14 protein-coding genes are annotated in these 14,793 nt (G+C 57.6%); 10 read left to right on the top strand and 4 right to left on the bottom strand.

Annotation, left to right across the window (positions count from 1 at the left end; all coding sequences use genetic code 11):
- The first annotated feature begins 195 nt into the window (after nt 1-195).
- From K3169_RS23020 to K3169_RS23000, 5 genes are all read left to right on the top strand, one after another.
- Complete coding sequence (locus K3169_RS23020; protein ID WP_231678130.1) at nt 196-987, top strand: phosphate/phosphite/phosphonate ABC transporter substrate-binding protein; 792 nt, start codon at nt 196-198, stop codon at nt 985-987.
- A gap of 215 nt (nt 988-1,202) precedes the next feature.
- Nucleotides 1,203-2,216: an ABC transporter substrate-binding protein gene (locus K3169_RS23015; RefSeq protein WP_027901886.1), complete on the top strand. Its 1,014-nt coding sequence runs from the start codon at nt 1,203-1,205 to the stop codon at nt 2,214-2,216.
- 45 nt (nt 2,217-2,261) lie between these two features.
- The gene (locus K3169_RS23010) at nt 2,262-2,801 is read left to right on the top strand and encodes a GNAT family N-acetyltransferase (protein ID WP_263268178.1); all 540 of its coding nucleotides are present in this window, start codon (nt 2,262-2,264) and stop codon (nt 2,799-2,801) included.
- Complete coding sequence (locus K3169_RS23005; protein WP_027901888.1) at nt 2,798-3,289, top strand: hypothetical protein; 492 nt, start codon at nt 2,798-2,800, stop codon at nt 3,287-3,289. The genes K3169_RS23010 and K3169_RS23005 overlap by 4 nt, the downstream gene beginning before the upstream one ends.
- Nucleotides 3,290-3,331: 42 nt before the next feature.
- On the top strand, nt 3,332-3,769 hold the full coding sequence (locus K3169_RS23000) for a nucleoside deaminase (RefSeq protein WP_231672549.1): 438 nt from the start codon (nt 3,332-3,334) through the stop codon (nt 3,767-3,769).
- A gap of 718 nt (nt 3,770-4,487) precedes the next feature.
- On the opposite strand, the gene K3169_RS22995 is transcribed toward K3169_RS23000, so the two are convergent.
- Nucleotides 4,488-5,486 carry a diaminopimelate epimerase gene (locus tag K3169_RS22995; RefSeq protein ID WP_263268176.1) on the bottom strand — a complete coding sequence of 333 codons (999 nt, stop codon included), beginning with the start codon at nt 5,484-5,486 and terminating at the stop codon, nt 4,488-4,490.
- 179 nt (nt 5,487-5,665) lie between these two features.
- Between K3169_RS22995 and K3169_RS22990 the strand changes: the two genes are divergently transcribed.
- Nucleotides 5,666-6,487, top strand: coding sequence for an alpha/beta fold hydrolase (locus tag K3169_RS22990; RefSeq protein ID WP_263268175.1), 822 nt, complete (start codon nt 5,666-5,668; stop codon nt 6,485-6,487).
- Entirely contained in the window at nt 6,477-7,652 is a 1,176-nt protein-coding gene (locus tag K3169_RS22985) for a PAS domain-containing sensor histidine kinase (protein ID WP_263268174.1), read from the top strand. Before K3169_RS22990 ends, K3169_RS22985 begins: the two co-directional genes overlap by 11 nt.
- Nucleotides 7,653-7,790: 138 nt before the next feature.
- Here K3169_RS22985 and K3169_RS22980 read toward each other — a convergent pair whose 3' ends face one another.
- Both K3169_RS22980 and K3169_RS22975 read right to left on the bottom strand, forming a co-directional pair.
- The gene (locus K3169_RS22980) at nt 7,791-8,414 is read right to left on the bottom strand and encodes a LysE family translocator (RefSeq protein WP_263268173.1); all 624 of its coding nucleotides are present in this window, start codon (nt 8,412-8,414) and stop codon (nt 7,791-7,793) included.
- A gap of 52 nt (nt 8,415-8,466) precedes the next feature.
- Nucleotides 8,467-9,303, bottom strand: coding sequence for an AraC family transcriptional regulator (locus K3169_RS22975; protein WP_231672554.1), 837 nt, complete (start codon nt 9,301-9,303; stop codon nt 8,467-8,469).
- 219 nt (nt 9,304-9,522) lie between these two features.
- Here K3169_RS22975 and K3169_RS22970 point away from each other — a divergent pair, with 219 nt between their 5' ends.
- Entirely contained in the window at nt 9,523-10,707 is a 1,185-nt protein-coding gene (locus K3169_RS22970; RefSeq protein ID WP_263268172.1) for a GAF domain-containing sensor histidine kinase, read from the top strand.
- A 1-nt stretch (nt 10,708) separates the two neighbouring features.
- Here the strand turns inward: K3169_RS22970 and K3169_RS22965 are convergent, their stop codons facing one another.
- A complete protein-coding gene (locus K3169_RS22965) occupies nt 10,709-11,812 on the bottom strand; it encodes a DNA alkylation repair protein (RefSeq protein ID WP_263268171.1) in 1,104 nt (367 codons plus the stop codon).
- A 1,340-nt stretch (nt 11,813-13,152) separates the two neighbouring features.
- Between K3169_RS22965 and K3169_RS22960 the strand changes: the two genes are divergently transcribed.
- Complete coding sequence (locus tag K3169_RS22960; RefSeq protein WP_027902288.1) at nt 13,153-13,461, top strand: transposase; 309 nt, start codon at nt 13,153-13,155, stop codon at nt 13,459-13,461.
- A 38-nt stretch (nt 13,462-13,499) separates the two neighbouring features.
- A complete protein-coding gene (locus K3169_RS22955; protein ID WP_263268170.1) occupies nt 13,500-14,300 on the top strand; it encodes an IS3 family transposase in 801 nt (266 codons plus the stop codon).
- Nucleotides 14,301-14,793 lie beyond the last annotated feature (493 nt).

The raw sequence follows: 14,793 nt of genomic DNA, 5'->3' as shown, positions 1-14,793 counted from the left end.
GAAACAAGATTCACCGCGAATTTATTCGCGAAGGGTGCCTTTCTGAAAAATATCCGGGTCTGACCCACCGCATTCGCGAATGAGTTCGCTCCCACAAGGGCCGTCTCAGATACCTTGCGCGAAGTCTGACGGGCTCATGTACACGCCCCGCATTTTTCATCTATGGTTGGCTCAACCGTTTTGACCGGATTTGCCATGATTCAAGGTTTTGCCGAATTATCGATGTACACCGCCCCAGAGCGCGTCGCGCAGGCCAGTGAGGCCTGGCTGGCGCGGATCTTCGAAGTGCTCGGCGCGCAGCGTCTGCAAGGTGCGTTCGATCTGCCGGAACTCTGGCTATCCAGGCAGCTACTGCTCGCACAGACCTGCGGTTATCCCTTGATGACGCTGTTGCGCGGCAAGGTTCGCCTGATCGGGCGGCCTGCTTACGAGTTGCCCAACAGCGCCGATGGCCTGCATTGCAGCCTGCTGGTGATCCGGGCTGATGACCCTCGTCGATCAGTCGCGGACTTTCTCGGCAGCCACGGCCTCGTCAACAGCGAAGACTCCAACTCCGGTATGAACCTGTTGCGGCATACCGTTGCACCGCTGCAGCAAAATGGGCGGTTTTTCTCGCAGGTATCCCTTACCGGCGGCCATCGTCACAGCCTGCGCTGGCTCAAGGAGCGGCGCGGTGATATCGCAGCCATCGACAGCGTGACCTTCGACTATCTGGCCCGGGATGCCAGCGAGGAGGTCCGCGGTTTGCGTATTCTGGCGCGCACTGCTCATGGCCCATGCCTGCCTTTCATCACGTCGTTGAGCGTCGATGTCGCTCAGGCAGAGGTCATCCGTCATGCCATGAATCAGGCTCTGTCGGACTTGCCGGATGTCGCAGAGGCGCTAGCGATCAGTCAGGTGTTGGCAGCCCATCAAGACGATTATCAGATACTGCTCGACTATGAACGCCAGGCGGCCGAGCAAGGGCTGCCTTCATTAGCTTTTTAAGACAGGAGGCAACTTGTTGGCGAGATGGGCTGACGCGGTTCTTCAGGCACTTCGCGCTCCTGCCCGTGCATTGCGAAGGCTCTGACGTGTCGCTCCAGAAGCAGGCCGCCTATGCATGAGTACAACTTATCGCCGTCTGCCGATGTCGATACCTTTCAAGTCTATCTAACAACGAATTTCCCAATCAGGCCGGGCCCGGCCATCCAGAGGTGACCATGACATCAATCAGAACCCTGCTCGGCTGTTCACTCCTGGCCCTTGGCCTGTTGGGGCAACCCGCAGTGGCGGCGGAAAAGGCGGCACCGATCAACTTCGGCGACATCACCTGGGAAAGCGGCAGCTTGATCACGGAGATCCTGCGCACCATCGTCGAGAAAGGTTATGGCTACCCCACCGATAAGCTGCCGGGCAGCACGGTGAGCCTCGAAGCCGCATTGGCGAAAAACGATATTCAGGTCATCGGCGAGGAGTGGGCCGGGCGTAGTCCTGCCTGGGTCAAGGCCGAAGCCGAAGGCAAGGTCCATGGGCTTGGCAATATCGTCAAAGGCGCGACCGAAGGTTGGTGGGTGCCGGAGTTCGTGATCAAGGGCGATCCCGCCAAAGGCATCAAACCGCTGGCCCCGGACCTCAAGTCGGTGGCTGACTTGCCTCGCTACAAAGACGTCTTCAAAGATCCTGAGTCGCCGGACAAGGGCCGTTTCCTCAACAGCCCCACTGGCTGGACGTCAGAAATCGTCAACACCCAGAAACTCAAGGCTTATAAGCTCAATGACAGCTACGTGAACTTCCGGACCGGTTCGGGCGCGGCGCTGGATGCAGAGGTCAGTTCTTCGATTCATCGTGGCAAACCTGTGCTGTTTTACTACTGGTCGCCGACTCCGCTGCTGGGCCGCTTCAAACTGATCAAGCTGGAAGAGCCGCCGTTCGACGCCGAAGCCTGGAAAACCCTGGCCGACGCCAATAACCCGAACCCACGAGGCACTCGTTCACTGGAGCCGCGCCTGAGCATCGGCGTCTCGGATGCATTCCACAAACAGTATCCGGACCTTGTCGCGTTTTTCGAAAAGGTCGACCTGCCGATTGACCTGCTTAACCAGACCCTGGGGCAGATGAGTGAAAAACGTCAGCAGCCCAAAGAGGTTGCTCAGTTGTTCCTCAAGCAGCATCCTGAAGTCTGGAAGGCCTGGGTGCCCGCCGATGTGGCCGGGAAAGTCAGCAACGGCTTGTGAGTCTCTGCGCTCCCGGCAGAACCTTGAAAGGCTGATGGTTGAGCCATGACCACTGACGTTGTACTCGAGACGCAGCGCATGATTCTGCGCCAGTTAAGCAGCGCCGACGTGCCGCCAATGACGCAGATCCTCATTAATCCTGAGGTGATGCGTTATTCGGTGCGGGGCGTCCTCGGCGAGAGCGCAACGGCGGAGTTCATTGACTGGTCTTTGCAATCTTATGCGCACCACGGCTTCGGGCCGTGGGCGGTGGTCGAAAAAGCCAGCGGTGTCCTGATGGGATTTTGTGCTCTGAATCGTGAGAGCGTCGACGGCGTTGAAGAAGTGGAGATCGGCTATCGCCTGGCGCCGCAATTCTGGGGGCGTGGCCTGGCCACGGAGATTGTCCGTGCGACGCTGGGTTACGGCTTTGAACACTTGGGGCTGCGCTCGATCATCGCCATCGTTCAGCCCGCCAATGTTGCTTCCGTGCGCATGATTCAGAAGGTGGGTTTCAACGCATTTGTTTACAGCCAATACCACCGGTTAGGCGTGAAAATCTATCGTTTGAACCGGGATGAGTGGTTGGCGGAGGAGACTTCATGACCCTGCACAAGTCAGTGACCGGCAACTTGTTTTTTGCCTTGCTGCTTGGCCTTTGGACAAGCGTTGAGCAGAGTGTCCAGGCTTCAGAGGTTGATGACAGCGCCTTGGCGTATGTCGAAGACCGGCACCTGGGCGAAAGCCTTGGTTGGCTGGGCTATCAGGTTGCTTCGCGCACTGCCACGTTTGGCAGCATCGTCGAGTCGGTTGGCAAGACGCAGGCGCAGGAACTGGTCAAAGATGAGTTGCAGCGTTTGCAGCCGCAGTTCCAGTCGCAATGGGATCGCAACATGGCTGCGGCTTATGCGCAGTCCTTCAGCGCTGATGAACTGCGCGCACTCAACCGCGGCGACAAAGAACCGCAACTGGCCAACAAACTCAGGGCCAAACAGAATGACGTCGGTACCGACATGAAGGCGCGCTCGGCCGACCTGCTCAAGGAGTTTGTTTCGCAAGCGCTGAACAGCGCTATGGCGAGGCTGCCACAATGATGCACATTACTTTTCTTCAGACTCAGGAAACGAGGTAGAACCATGGACCCATTCATGCAGGCCGCAATCGACGAAGCTCAACTGGGGCTAGCCGAGGGCGGTATTCCCATCGGTTCAGTCATCGTTCACGACGGTCAGATCATCGGCCGCGGTCATAACCGTCGGGTTCAGGAAGGCAGTGCTATCAAGCACGGGGAAATGGACGCGCTGGAAAACGCGGGCCGCCAGCCTGCCAGCGTTTATCGCGACGCCGTGCTCTACACCACACTGTCACCTTGCTCGATGTGCAGCGGGGCGATTCTGTTGTACGGCATCCGCAAGGTCATCGTCGGTGAGAACCAGACGTTCATGGGCGAGGAAGCATTGCTGCGTTCACGTGGTGTGAATGTCGAAGTGATCGACAATCATGCCTGCGTCGACATGATGAAAGGCTTCATCGCCAGCAAGCCAGAACTGTGGAATGAGGATATTGGGGAGTAGGGCAGAGCTGTCCTTATCAAACAAGATGCCCCTGTAGGAGTGAGCTTGCTCGCGATAGAGTCAGTTCACGCGATAAATTCGTCGGCCATGAAATCGAATCGCGAGCAAGCTCACTCCTACAGGTCCAATGTTTGTTGCGCGACAGCGTTGCGTCGTAGACGGGGGACGTCCCAGAGGCGTTAAAACATAACTAACTGATTTATAGAAATTTTACCTGTAGGAGTGAGCTTGCTCGCGATAGAGTCAGTTCACGCGATAAATTCGTCGGCCATGAAATCGAATCGCGAGCAAGCTCACTCCTACAGGTCCAATGTTTGTTGCGCGACAGCGTTGCGTCGTAGACGGGGGACGTCCCAGAGGCGTTAAAACATAACTAACTGATTTATAGAAATTTTACCTGTAGGAGTGAGCTTGCTCGCGATAGAGTCAGTTCACGCGATAAATTCGTCGGCCATGAAATCGAATCGCGAGCAAGCTCACTCCTACAGGTCCGTGTTTGTTGCGCGACAGCGTTGCGTAGTAGACGGGGGGACGTCTCAAAGGCGTTAAAGCATAACTACCTGATTTATAGAGATTTTATCTGTAGGAGCGCGCTTGCCCGCGATTGCGTCAGGACAGACGGTATATTCATCGACTGACGCACCGATTCGCGGGCAAGCGCGCTCCTACAGGGTCCGTTTTGCTGCGCGACGGGGGACGTCCCACAGGGAAGTGGTGTTTACTCGCCTGCTACCTTCGCCACCCCGAACAACGAAACCCGCAATTCTCCGTTGTGCTCTTCCAGCCTCACCGGTGCCGTTCCGCCCGGCATGCTGACATGAACCAATCCTGCTTCCACCAACCCGGCATGCCAGGCTGCGCTGGCCACGGCGCTGGCGCTGGTGCCTGAAGATGCGGTTGGGCCTTCGCCGCGTTCAAAGATCCTGGCCACGATTTGATTGGCGGATTGCACCCACGCCCATTGCAGATTCACCCCGGCTGGGCAAGGTTCGCCTGTGCCGGATTCACCTTTGGCAAAGGCGATACGCGTCAACGCCGCGTTCAATGCTGACTCCTGCAACGCCTCGAAAGACGGTAAGTCCGCTTCATCACTCACCAGCGTGACGCAATGAGGGTTGCCAATGCGCACGAAAACGCTGTGGTCCCATTGGGCATAAATCTGCGCCAAAGGCTTTACCCGATTAACCGCGCGACCATTGAGCTGCGCGGGCTCCAGGCTTTCGCCAAGCGCGCCAACCGCTTGCGGGCCGAAAGACGGATTTCCGAGTGCCAGCCAGAAACCATGCTCGCCATTGACTGTAGTCGGCTCAACCCGAGTGCTGACCGGCGTCGCTGTGTCGCGGTTATCGTGATGAACCCGCAGCTCAAAGCCTTGCGAAGCAACATAACCAGAGTCAGTCAGAAAGCGGGCAAAAATGGTCATGCCGTTGCCGCTGCGTTCGGCCAGTGTACCGTCTGTGTTGACGATCAATAGGTCAAATGGCGCTGCCTGCTGAAAAGGACCGACCAATAATCCATCCGAACGGTGCGCCTTTGCTCCTGCCGGGCGCGTGCCCTCTGGCCAGTTGCACAAGGCATGCACTGCGGCGGCGGCCCATTGTTCTCTATTCAAGGCAGCATCGGCTGCGTTATCAGCAATCGCGATGCCCCGTTCGCGCAAGTTCTGAGGCGTGCAGACGATATAGATATTGCCGCGTGCGTCGTAAGTCTGACTCATGAACGGTTCACAGTTTGTTTAAAAAACAGCTATTGAGAAGCAGCCCCGAGCGCCGAAGCAAGCTTTTTCATGGAACAGATGCTTTCGTATGAGTGGTTCCTGTCTGGAACGATGCTAATCTCGTTTAATTCATTAGTGGCAATCTGATCACCTTTTGGGTCAGTGTTGGAGGCATACGGATGTCGGTGCAGTTACGCAATAACGTCAGGGTCACGGGAGAGGGGCCTGCAACCCTCGTGTTTTCCCATGGCTTCGGTTGCGACCAGAACATGTGGCGATTCATGGCCCCGTATTTCGCCGAGCGATTCAAGGTGGTGGTCTACGACCTGGTTGGTAACGGCCAGTCGGATCTGTCTGCCTACTACAAGCGCAAGTACGACTCTCTGGATGGCTACGCCAGTGATTTGCTCGAGGTCGTCAAGGAATTCGCCGGGCCGGGCCCGGTGATCCATGTTGGCCATTCGGTCGGCTCAATGATTGGCGTGCTCGCAGACCTGCGCGACCCCGGCCACTTCGCGGCGCAAGTCATGGTCGGCCCGTCGCCGTGCTACATCAACGACGGTGACTACGTGGGCGGTTTCACCCGGCAAGACATCGTTACCCTGCTCAGCACGCTGGCAGCCAACTATTTTGGGTGGGCCAGTACCATGGCTCCGGCCATTATGGGTGCCCCCGATCAACCCGAGCTGGGCGAGGAATTGACCCATAGTTTCTGTCGCACCAACCCGGAAGTTTCCCAGCAGTTTGCCCGCGTCACGTTCACGGCGGATAACCGTAAGGATGTAGTGCAGTTGCCGACCAAAACCCTGGTATTGCAGTGCAATCAGGATTTTATCGCGCCACTGGACGTGGGCGATTATCTGCAGCGGGTGATGCCTGACTGCACGCTGAGGGTCATCGATAACATTGGCCATTGCCCGCACATGAGTAATCCTGATGCGTGTATTGTCGCGATGGATGAGTTCTTCGGCGCGTCTGGAGTGGTGACCCTTGCCGGTTGATGTCGAGTTGAGCGCTGACAGCGACCTGCTGTTCGAGGGCGCGGCCTGTGGTCTGCTGCTGACTCGCGAGGACGGCACGATCCTGCGGGCCAATCTCACTTTCTGCCTGTGGATGGGCTCCGATTCGGCGAGCCTGGCTGGAACCCGCTTTCAGGATTTGATGAGCGTAGGGGACAAGATTTTCCAGCAGACACACTGGGGGCCGCTGCTGGAGATGCGGGGCTCCGTGTCGGAGATCAAACTCGACCTGGTGCGGCATGATGGTCACGTCATGACCATGATGCTCAATGCGATACGACGGGAAACGCCGCAGGGCGTGGTGCATCACCTGTCCCTGATGAGCGGCGAAGAGCGCAATAAATACCAGCGTGAACTGGCCGAGACGCGTCAGGCGGCTGAAGAGATGCTGTTGCAGCAACTGGCCTCTCAGAAGGAACTCTCCTCGGTGCAGAACCGGCTGCGTATGGCTCAGACCGAAGCCGACATTCGTGCCACTTTCGCCGAGCAGATGGTGGCCATCGTCAGCCACGACCTGCGCAATCCGCTGGCGGCGATCAAAATGGCGGCCGGGCTGATCGGGCTGGAACCGCTCAGCGACAAACAACAGCGCAGCCTCGGGCTGGTCAATCAATCGGTAGGGCGTGCGCAGCGTTTGATTGTCGATCTGCTGGACTTCACTCAGGCAAGGGTGGGCAGCGGTATTTCCGTGCTGCCCCAGCCGGTGCAGTTGCATGAGGTGATTGCTGCCAGCGTGGCGGAGCAACGGCTGTTATTTCCCCGGCGTGTGCTGATTCACGAATGTATTGGCGACGGCTTGTGCACGGCTGATGCCGACCGGCTATTCGAGCTGGTTGATAACCTGGTGAGCAACGCCGTGGCTTATGGCTCAGCGACAGGGGCCATCACGATCACGTCTGCCTTCGATGCACAGTGGATCCGGATCGCGGTGCACAACGTCGGTCCGCCGATACCGCCGGAGCGGCTTGAAGGCCTGTTCGAACCCATGCCCCACGGAGTGGCCGATGATGATCCGAGTCGCAGCATCGGCCTTGGCCTGTTTATCGTCCGCGAAATCGCTCGCGCTCACTGGGGCGACGTCAGCGTTACCTCGACTGCCGAACAAGGCACGACGTTCACCATCAACCTGGCGCGGCCAGTGAGTTGATACCGCCTGACATAAAATCTGTAGGAGTGAGCTTGCTCGCGATGGCGTTTAATCAGACACAGCTTTGTAACGGATATACCGCCATCGCGAGCAAGCTCACTCCTACAGGTCACCCGTTTGCAGTGAAATCTGCGTAGCTCAAGCCCACACCGTCATCCACGTCGACACCAGCAGTAACAGCGCCATGCTCCGGTTGAACCGTTGCATACCCGTTGGCGACCGACAGAACCGTGCAGCGCTGACGCCCAGCCAGGCCCATGCGGTCATGCAGGGGATCGCGATCAGGAAGAACATCAGCGACAGGTAAACCACGCGCATACCTCTGTCGGCTTCGGTCCCGGCAAAAACGCTGACCACTGCCAAGGCCATCATCCACGTCTTTGGATTAACCAGTTGCAGGCTGGCGGCCCCGAACAGGCCCAGTCGGGTGCCTTTGCTGTCCGTGGCGTTTTTATTTTCCGGGCCGCTCGGATCGATAGCTGCGGCCGGGGCGTTGAAAATCTGCCAGGCCATCCAGCTCAGCCAGGCAATCCCCACCCACGACATCGCGGTCTGAATACCCTGATGCCGAGCCAGCACATCGCCGATGCCTGTGCCCACCAGCAACACCAACGCCGCGGCGCCGCCACACGCGCCCAGCACGATAGGCGCAACGACGGCCCAGCCGTGTCGCGAACTATGAGTCATGACCAGAATATTGGTCGGGCCGGGGGTGATGGATGACACGAAGGCAAACAGCACAAAGGGCAAAAACTGGTCCATGGAGCGCTCACTGGTGATTGATCGTCAGTCGATCATCGCCATTGGCCGTGCCTCAGTCTGGAAGGTTTGAGCAACGTTTGCGGTAATCGGCTGGCGTCATACGGTAAGCCCGCTGGAACCAGCGCCCCAGATGACTTTGATCAGCAAAACCCAGCGCAGCGGCGGTTTCAGCCGGGGATTGACCGCCCGCCAGCAAGCGCCGTGCTTTGGCCAGTCGTAACTGAATCAGATAGGCATGCGGGGCGATGCCAAAGGCGGCCTTGAACGCCCGGGTCAGCCGAAAGCGATCAACGCCCGTAACCCGCGCCAGATCATCCAGACCAATGTCGTGGCTGGCGTGGCTGTGGAGAAAGTCCCGCGCTATCTGCGCCACCCGTGGCAAGCGCGGGTCGGGCGAGACCTGGGTCCGCCAGCGCAGATGGCGGGTCAGGTTCGACAGCAGTTCATCGAGTGCGGTCTGGCGTACGATGCGCAGCTCGGCTCCATGCAGTGTCTGAAATGCGTTGGCGGTGGCAGTAGCCAGACGCGTGTCATCAGCCTGCGTGTCGGCGAAACTGATCTGACAGTCAGCCGGAGTATGTTCGAACAGCGAGCGCAACTCCCGGTCCAGCCACTTCGGGTCGACATACAGGGTGAGGTAGGTAAAGCCTTCCGGGGAGGGGGCGTCACCGTCGTGGATTTCGCCGGGTTCCAGCAGGAAGATCCGTCCGGGTGTGCTCACATAGCGTTTTCGTTGGCAATGGAATTGCTGCACGCCCTGTTCGGTGATGCCCACCAGATAGCTGTCATGCCAATGCGGATCGTAGGCATGACCCTCAAAATGCGCGCGAATCGTCTCGATGCCGGACTCGCTGTCCTGCTTCAGATCGATCCAGTTGCTGTTGGTCATGGCAAGGTCCTGTTGGCACGATGTTGCGGGGCGGTGCATTTGATCAGCGGTTCACCCTGAAAGATTTTCGTCAGGCGATGCGCTGATGTCTGGAAGATTTGTGCACGTTGAGTTTATTGTCATTCTCGACGCAGTTCCCGACTTCCGGTTTTACGATCATGGCGTCTGGCCGGTACAATGCCGCCGATTTTCTCTATCCAGCCGACTACAGGAACGCCCATGAGGCAGACCATCGCCGAAGATGTCGCATTAATCAGCCGGATCAGCGCGGTTCCCGCCATGCTTCAGGTGATCAGCGAGACCACGGGCATGGGGTTCGCCGCTGTCGCGCGCGTGACCGGCACTTCATGGACCGCCTGTGCGGTGCTCGACAAGCTGAACTTTGGCCTCAAGCCCGGCGGCGAGCTGGAGCTGACCACAACTATATGCCACGAAATCCAGTCTTCCCATTTGCATGAACCGGTGATCATCGATCATGTCAGTGAAGACGATCACTATCGCACGCATCACACGCCGCGCATTTATCAGTTCGAAAGCTACATTGCCGTACCGGTATTCCTGTCAGACGGATCGTTTTTCGGCACCATCTGTGCGCTGGACCCCAAACCTTCCCAGCTCAAGGCTACAGCCATCGAGGCCTTGATGACCTCGTTCGCGCGGTTATTGGCGATTCAGATCGAGGCGGAAGAGAAGCTGGAGCAGGTCAAAGCCGATCTGCGAGCAGAACGCGAAGTAGCAGAGTGGCGTGAGCAGTTTATTGCCGTATTGGGCCACGACCTGCGTAACCCGCTGTTTGCGATTACTGCCAGCGCCGAGCTGCTGTTACGGCGTTCTCTGGATGAAAGGGCCGCAAAGATTGCGGGTCATATCCTCACTTCCGGAAGGCGCGCCTCGCAACTGGTGGACGACGTGCTGGATTTTGCCCGCGGGCGGTTGGGGCACGGTATTCCGCTGAGCCTGCATGAGTGTCGGGATCTGGGTGCTGCGCTCAGTCATGTGATTTCCGAAGTGCAACGTGTGCATCCAACACGCCCGATTCGATCCTTTATTGGCGCCCTCGACAGCATCCGGTGCGACCGCGAGCGGCTGGCGCAACTGCTGTCCAATCTGGTCGCCAACGCGATTTCCCACGGTGACGCCAACGGGGTTGTGGACGTAGCGGCCCGGGTTGAAGCGGGGGAGTTCCTGATGACAGTCACCAACCAGGGCGTGCCGATCCCCGATGATGTTCTGCCTCATCTCTTCCAGCCGTACTCGCGCCCTGGAGCCGAAGAACCTCAGGCCGGGCTTGGACTGGGTCTGTACATCTCCAGCCAGATAGCACTGGCCCACGGCGGCATGCTGACGGTGCATTCCAGCCATGAAGACGGCACGACTTTCACTTTCCGCATGCCGTTGAGCTGACTCACGGCAGCAGTTCGAAACGACTGCTGGCCAGGCATTCGCCGTTGATCAGAACGTCCAGTTCATGCACGCCTGGGTAATGCACCCGGGTGGTGAAATTACGCACCTGAAGTTTGCGTGTCACGTTCACCGACTCGCCGGGCCCCAGCTCCAGCGTCTTGAGCTTGAAGACCTTGGCGGAGGTGCCGCCGGACTTCTTCACGTAATGAATCGCGTAATCGATGATCAACCGCTGGGTTTGCCCGGCGGTCGACGTCAGATGGAAAGACAGACTCAGGTCGTCACCCAGACGAATCGTGCCGGGAGTGACGCTGATCAGCGCTACACGCACTTGCGGCTTATGTCCTGCGCCCATGATCGTCAGCGCTCGACGGTCACCTTTTTTGATCAGCGAACGCAGCGCGTGACGAGCGATCCAGGCGGGGTGCGGGTTTTCCAGCGACCAGCCTTCGATTTGCGCCAGCACCCAGTCGGGGTTGTCCTTGGTGATGTCGTTCAGGTGATTGGCCACCGACTTGCGCACATACAGGCTGCTGTCAGCCTTCAGGGTGTTGAGGATCGGCAGCACTGGAGTCGGATCAACCATTAGCGTTTCAAGGCGGAACGACCATGGTAGCCGCGGGCGACTGCCTTCACTGGCCAGTCTGCGCACGTGTTCATTTTCGTCCAGTGCCCAGCCTTGCATGATCAGCAGCGCCCGCTGGAAATCCAGACGCAGGAAGTGCCGCACGGCAAATTCAGACGAGCCAAAGGTCGTGAAGAACTTCAATGCTGCCATAGAGCGTTCGAAGTCATGCTGACCATAGAGCGCCACGTATTCCGGCAGGATCAGGCTGACAAAGCTGCTGTTCAGGCGTGGCGCGAGCTCGTACAGAATTCCCAGTGCCTCGGGGTAATCCGCAGGCAAGCCAGCATGCAACCCGCGACTGACGCGGTTGAGCCGTTGCATCAGCGACTGGCTGTCCAGGTCGTGGGCCACATGCTCCAGAAACGCTTGCGTATCGAAAGCGGGGTAAATCGCCGTTGTCTGTTCGGCGATATGCTGCAGCCGCGCCCGATTGAAAATCTCCTTCAACGCCGGCGCGGCCTGGGTGGTGTCGGTCATGGGGAGCTCCAGATTATGAACGCGTAGAACCTGTGGGAGATTCTATGTTGGCCTGCAAGGGTTGATCACGGTGGTTCGAATTCATTCGCGAATGCGTCATGTCAGGCGACAGAAGTGTTGAATCTGCCGGCCCTTTCCCGAATGAATTCGGTCCCACAGGTTTTGCATAAGCTTGAGAGGCTATCAATCTGTTGGAGCTGAGCTTGCTCGCGATGGACGATGACGCGGTATGGCCATGAAAACGAGTCGTCAGTATCGCGGGCAAGCCCGGCTCCTATCAAACATCACTCCAATAATGGATTTGAAACGCGGACCTTGTAGGAGCTAACTTGTTGGCGAAGCGGAATTTCTGACGATGCGGGTCCGACGTCTCGCCAACAAGTTGGCTCCTACAGGGTCATCCGTTTGCTTAGCGACAGCGAGGTGTCAGGGATACCGGGACCACTCCCACAGGGATTAGCGATCCACCTGAAACGCTTATCTTTGGGAGATTCTATGTTGGCCTGCAAGGGTTGATCCCGGTGGTGCGAATTCATTCGCGAATGCGTCATGTCAGGCGACAGAAGTGTTGAAGCTGCCGACCCTTTCCCGAATGAATTCGGTCCCACAGGTTTTGCATAAGCTTGAGAGGCTATCAACCTGTTGGAGCGAGGCTTGCCCGCGAAGAACGATAACGCGGTGTGGCCGTGAAACCGCGTCGCCTATATCGCGGGCAAGCCCGGCTCCCACAGGGATTAGCGATCCACCTGAAACGATTATCTGTGGGAGATTCTATGTTGGCCTGCAAGGGTTAATCCCGGTGGTGCGAATTCATTCGCAAATGCGTCATGTCAGGCGACAGAAGTGTTGAATCTGCCGGCCCTTTCCCGAATGAATTCGGTCCCACAGGTTTTGCATAAGCTTGAGAGGCTATCAACCTGTTGGAGCGAGGCTTGCCCGCGGAGAACGATAACGCGGTGTGGCCATGAAAACGAGTCGTCAGTATCGCGGGCAAGCCCGGCTCCCACAGGGATTAGCGATCCACCTGAAACGCTTATCTGTGGGAGATTCTGTGTTGGCCTGTAAGGGTTGATCCCGGTGGTGCGAATTCATTCGCGAATGCGTCATGTCAGGCGACAGAAGTGTTGAATCTGCCAGCCCTTTCCCGAATAAATTCGGTCCCACAGGTTTTGCATAAGCTTGAGAGGCTATCAACCTGTTGGAGCGAGGCTTGCCCGCCAAGAACGATAACGCGGTGTGGCCGTGAAACCGAGTCGCCAGTATCGCGGGCAAGCCTGAACTGGCTTAATGATCCCGGACACCTCTTAAGGGCGATATGATTCGCCCAATCAGGAGGTTCCATGCAAGAGCGAAAGACCTACACCCGCGAGTTCAAGCAACGTGCTGCGAGCATGGTTCTTGATGACAACTGCTCAGTTCCCGATGTCTGTGCATCGATGGAGGTTGGCCGTACGGCTCTGCGCCGCTGGGTTGATCAGGTTCGTAAAGAGCGTCAGAAAGGGCAGCCAGTAGCAGGTACCAAGGCAATCAGCGACGAACAGCGAGAGCTTCAACAGCTGCGAGCCAAGGTCAAGCGCTTGGAAACTGAAGCTGAAATATTAAAAAAGGCTACGGCTCTCTTGATGTCGGATCCCGATCGTTTTTCCTGATCGAGGAGCTGAGGGAGTCGAGTTCATATCCGACCAGCTTGCTTTGCAGTGTGATGGGCGTTTCCCGCAGCGCATTCTATGACTGGATTAGGCGACGTTCAGCGCCGATAGCCAACCGTGACGCGCTCAGAGCGAAAGTCGTGCAATTGCATGTTGAAAGCCGGGGAAGTGCAGGCGCGCGGATGATCTCTCAGCACTTGAAGGCCCAGCATATCCAGGTCGGAAGGTATTTGGCTGGAAAGCTGATGGCGGAGGCAAATCTGGCCAGCAGGCAGCGCCGCCGCCATCAGTACCGCTCCAGAGGCGTCGAAGCATTTGTGGCCAAGAACCTGCTCGAACGTAACTTCGAGCCAACCGCAATCAATCAGGTCTGGTGCGGCGACGTCACCAGCCTGATGGTTGGGAAGCGCTGGTATCACTTGGCAGTAGTTATTGACCTGTTCGCCCGCAGAGTCGTGGGCTGGGGGTTTTCTCTGATCAATGACGCCAACCTGGTTAGCAAGGCGCTGAGAATGGCGGTGGAGGTTCGAGGCAAACATGCAGGCTTGATGTTCCATTCAGATCAAGGCTGCCAATACACCAGCCAGCGCTTTCAGTCCGAGCTACTGGAGCATGGGATAACGCAAAGCATGAGCCGCAGGGGGCAGTGCTGGGACAACGCACCAACAGAGCGTTTCTTCGGGACGCTCAAATCAGAGTGGGTGCCCGCCAAGGGCTACACGACAGTTGAAGAAGCCAGGCAGGATATGACCAGCTTCTTCATGCGCTACAACAGAATCAGACTCCACAGCTACAACAACTACTTGTCGCCAATAGCTATGGAGCAGCAGGCGGCTTGATCACCGTAATCGGTGTCCGGAAAAACTTGACCAGAACAGCCCGGCTCCCACAGGGATTAGCGATCCAACTGAAACGCTTATCTTTGGGAGATTCCATGGTGGCCTGCAAGGGTTGATCCCGGTGGTGCGAATTCATTCGCGAATGCGTCATGTCAGGCGACAGAAGTGTTGAAGCTGCCGACCCTATCCCGAATAAATTCGGTCCCACAGGTTTTGCATAAGCTTGAGAGGCTATCAACCTGTTGGAGCGAGGCTTGCCCGCCAAGAACGATAACGCGGTATGGCCGTGAAACCGCGTCGCCTATATCGCGGGCAAGCCCGGTTCCCACAGGGATTAGCGATCCACCTGAAACGATTATCTGTGGGAGATTCTATGTTGGCCTGCAAGGGTTGATCCCGGTGGGAGCGAATTCATTCGCGAATGCGTCATGTCAGGCGAGAGAAGTGTTGAATCTGCCGGCCCTTTCCCGAATGAATTCGGTCCCACAGGTTT

It is taken from the genome of Pseudomonas phytophila, assembly GCF_025643095.1.
GTDB classification, from domain to species: Bacteria; Pseudomonadota; Gammaproteobacteria; order Pseudomonadales; family Pseudomonadaceae; genus Aquipseudomonas; species Aquipseudomonas quasicaspiana.
This window is presented reverse-complemented; position numbering and strand designations above follow the sequence as displayed.

Bases quoted from the DNA above. Each gene is read 5' to 3' on its own strand.
- K3169_RS22980 (WP_263268173.1), bottom strand. From the start codon at position 8,414: ATGGACCAGTTTTTGCCCTTTGTGCTGTTTGCCTTCGTGTCATCCATC.
- K3169_RS22990 (WP_263268175.1), top strand. From the start codon at position 5,666: ATGTCGGTGCAGTTACGCAATAACGTCAGGGTCACGGGAGAGGGGCCT.
- K3169_RS23000 (WP_231672549.1), top strand. From the start codon at position 3,332: ATGGACCCATTCATGCAGGCCGCAATCGACGAAGCTCAACTGGGGCTA.
- K3169_RS22965 (WP_263268171.1), bottom strand. From the start codon at position 11,812: ATGACCGACACCACCCAGGCCGCGCCGGCGTTGAAGGAGATTTTCAAT.
- K3169_RS22960 (WP_027902288.1), top strand. From the start codon at position 13,153: ATGCAAGAGCGAAAGACCTACACCCGCGAGTTCAAGCAACGTGCTGCG.
- K3169_RS23015 (WP_027901886.1), top strand. From the start codon at position 1,203: ATGACATCAATCAGAACCCTGCTCGGCTGTTCACTCCTGGCCCTTGGC.
- K3169_RS22970 (WP_263268172.1), top strand. From the start codon at position 9,523: ATGAGGCAGACCATCGCCGAAGATGTCGCATTAATCAGCCGGATCAGC.
- K3169_RS23010 (WP_263268178.1), top strand. From the start codon at position 2,262: ATGACCACTGACGTTGTACTCGAGACGCAGCGCATGATTCTGCGCCAG.
- K3169_RS23020 (WP_231678130.1), top strand. From the start codon at position 196: ATGATTCAAGGTTTTGCCGAATTATCGATGTACACCGCCCCAGAGCGC.
- K3169_RS23005 (WP_027901888.1), top strand. From the start codon at position 2,798: ATGACCCTGCACAAGTCAGTGACCGGCAACTTGTTTTTTGCCTTGCTG.
- K3169_RS22995 (WP_263268176.1), bottom strand. From the start codon at position 5,486: ATGAGTCAGACTTACGACGCACGCGGCAATATCTATATCGTCTGCACG.
- K3169_RS22975 (WP_231672554.1), bottom strand. From the start codon at position 9,303: ATGACCAACAGCAACTGGATCGATCTGAAGCAGGACAGCGAGTCCGGC.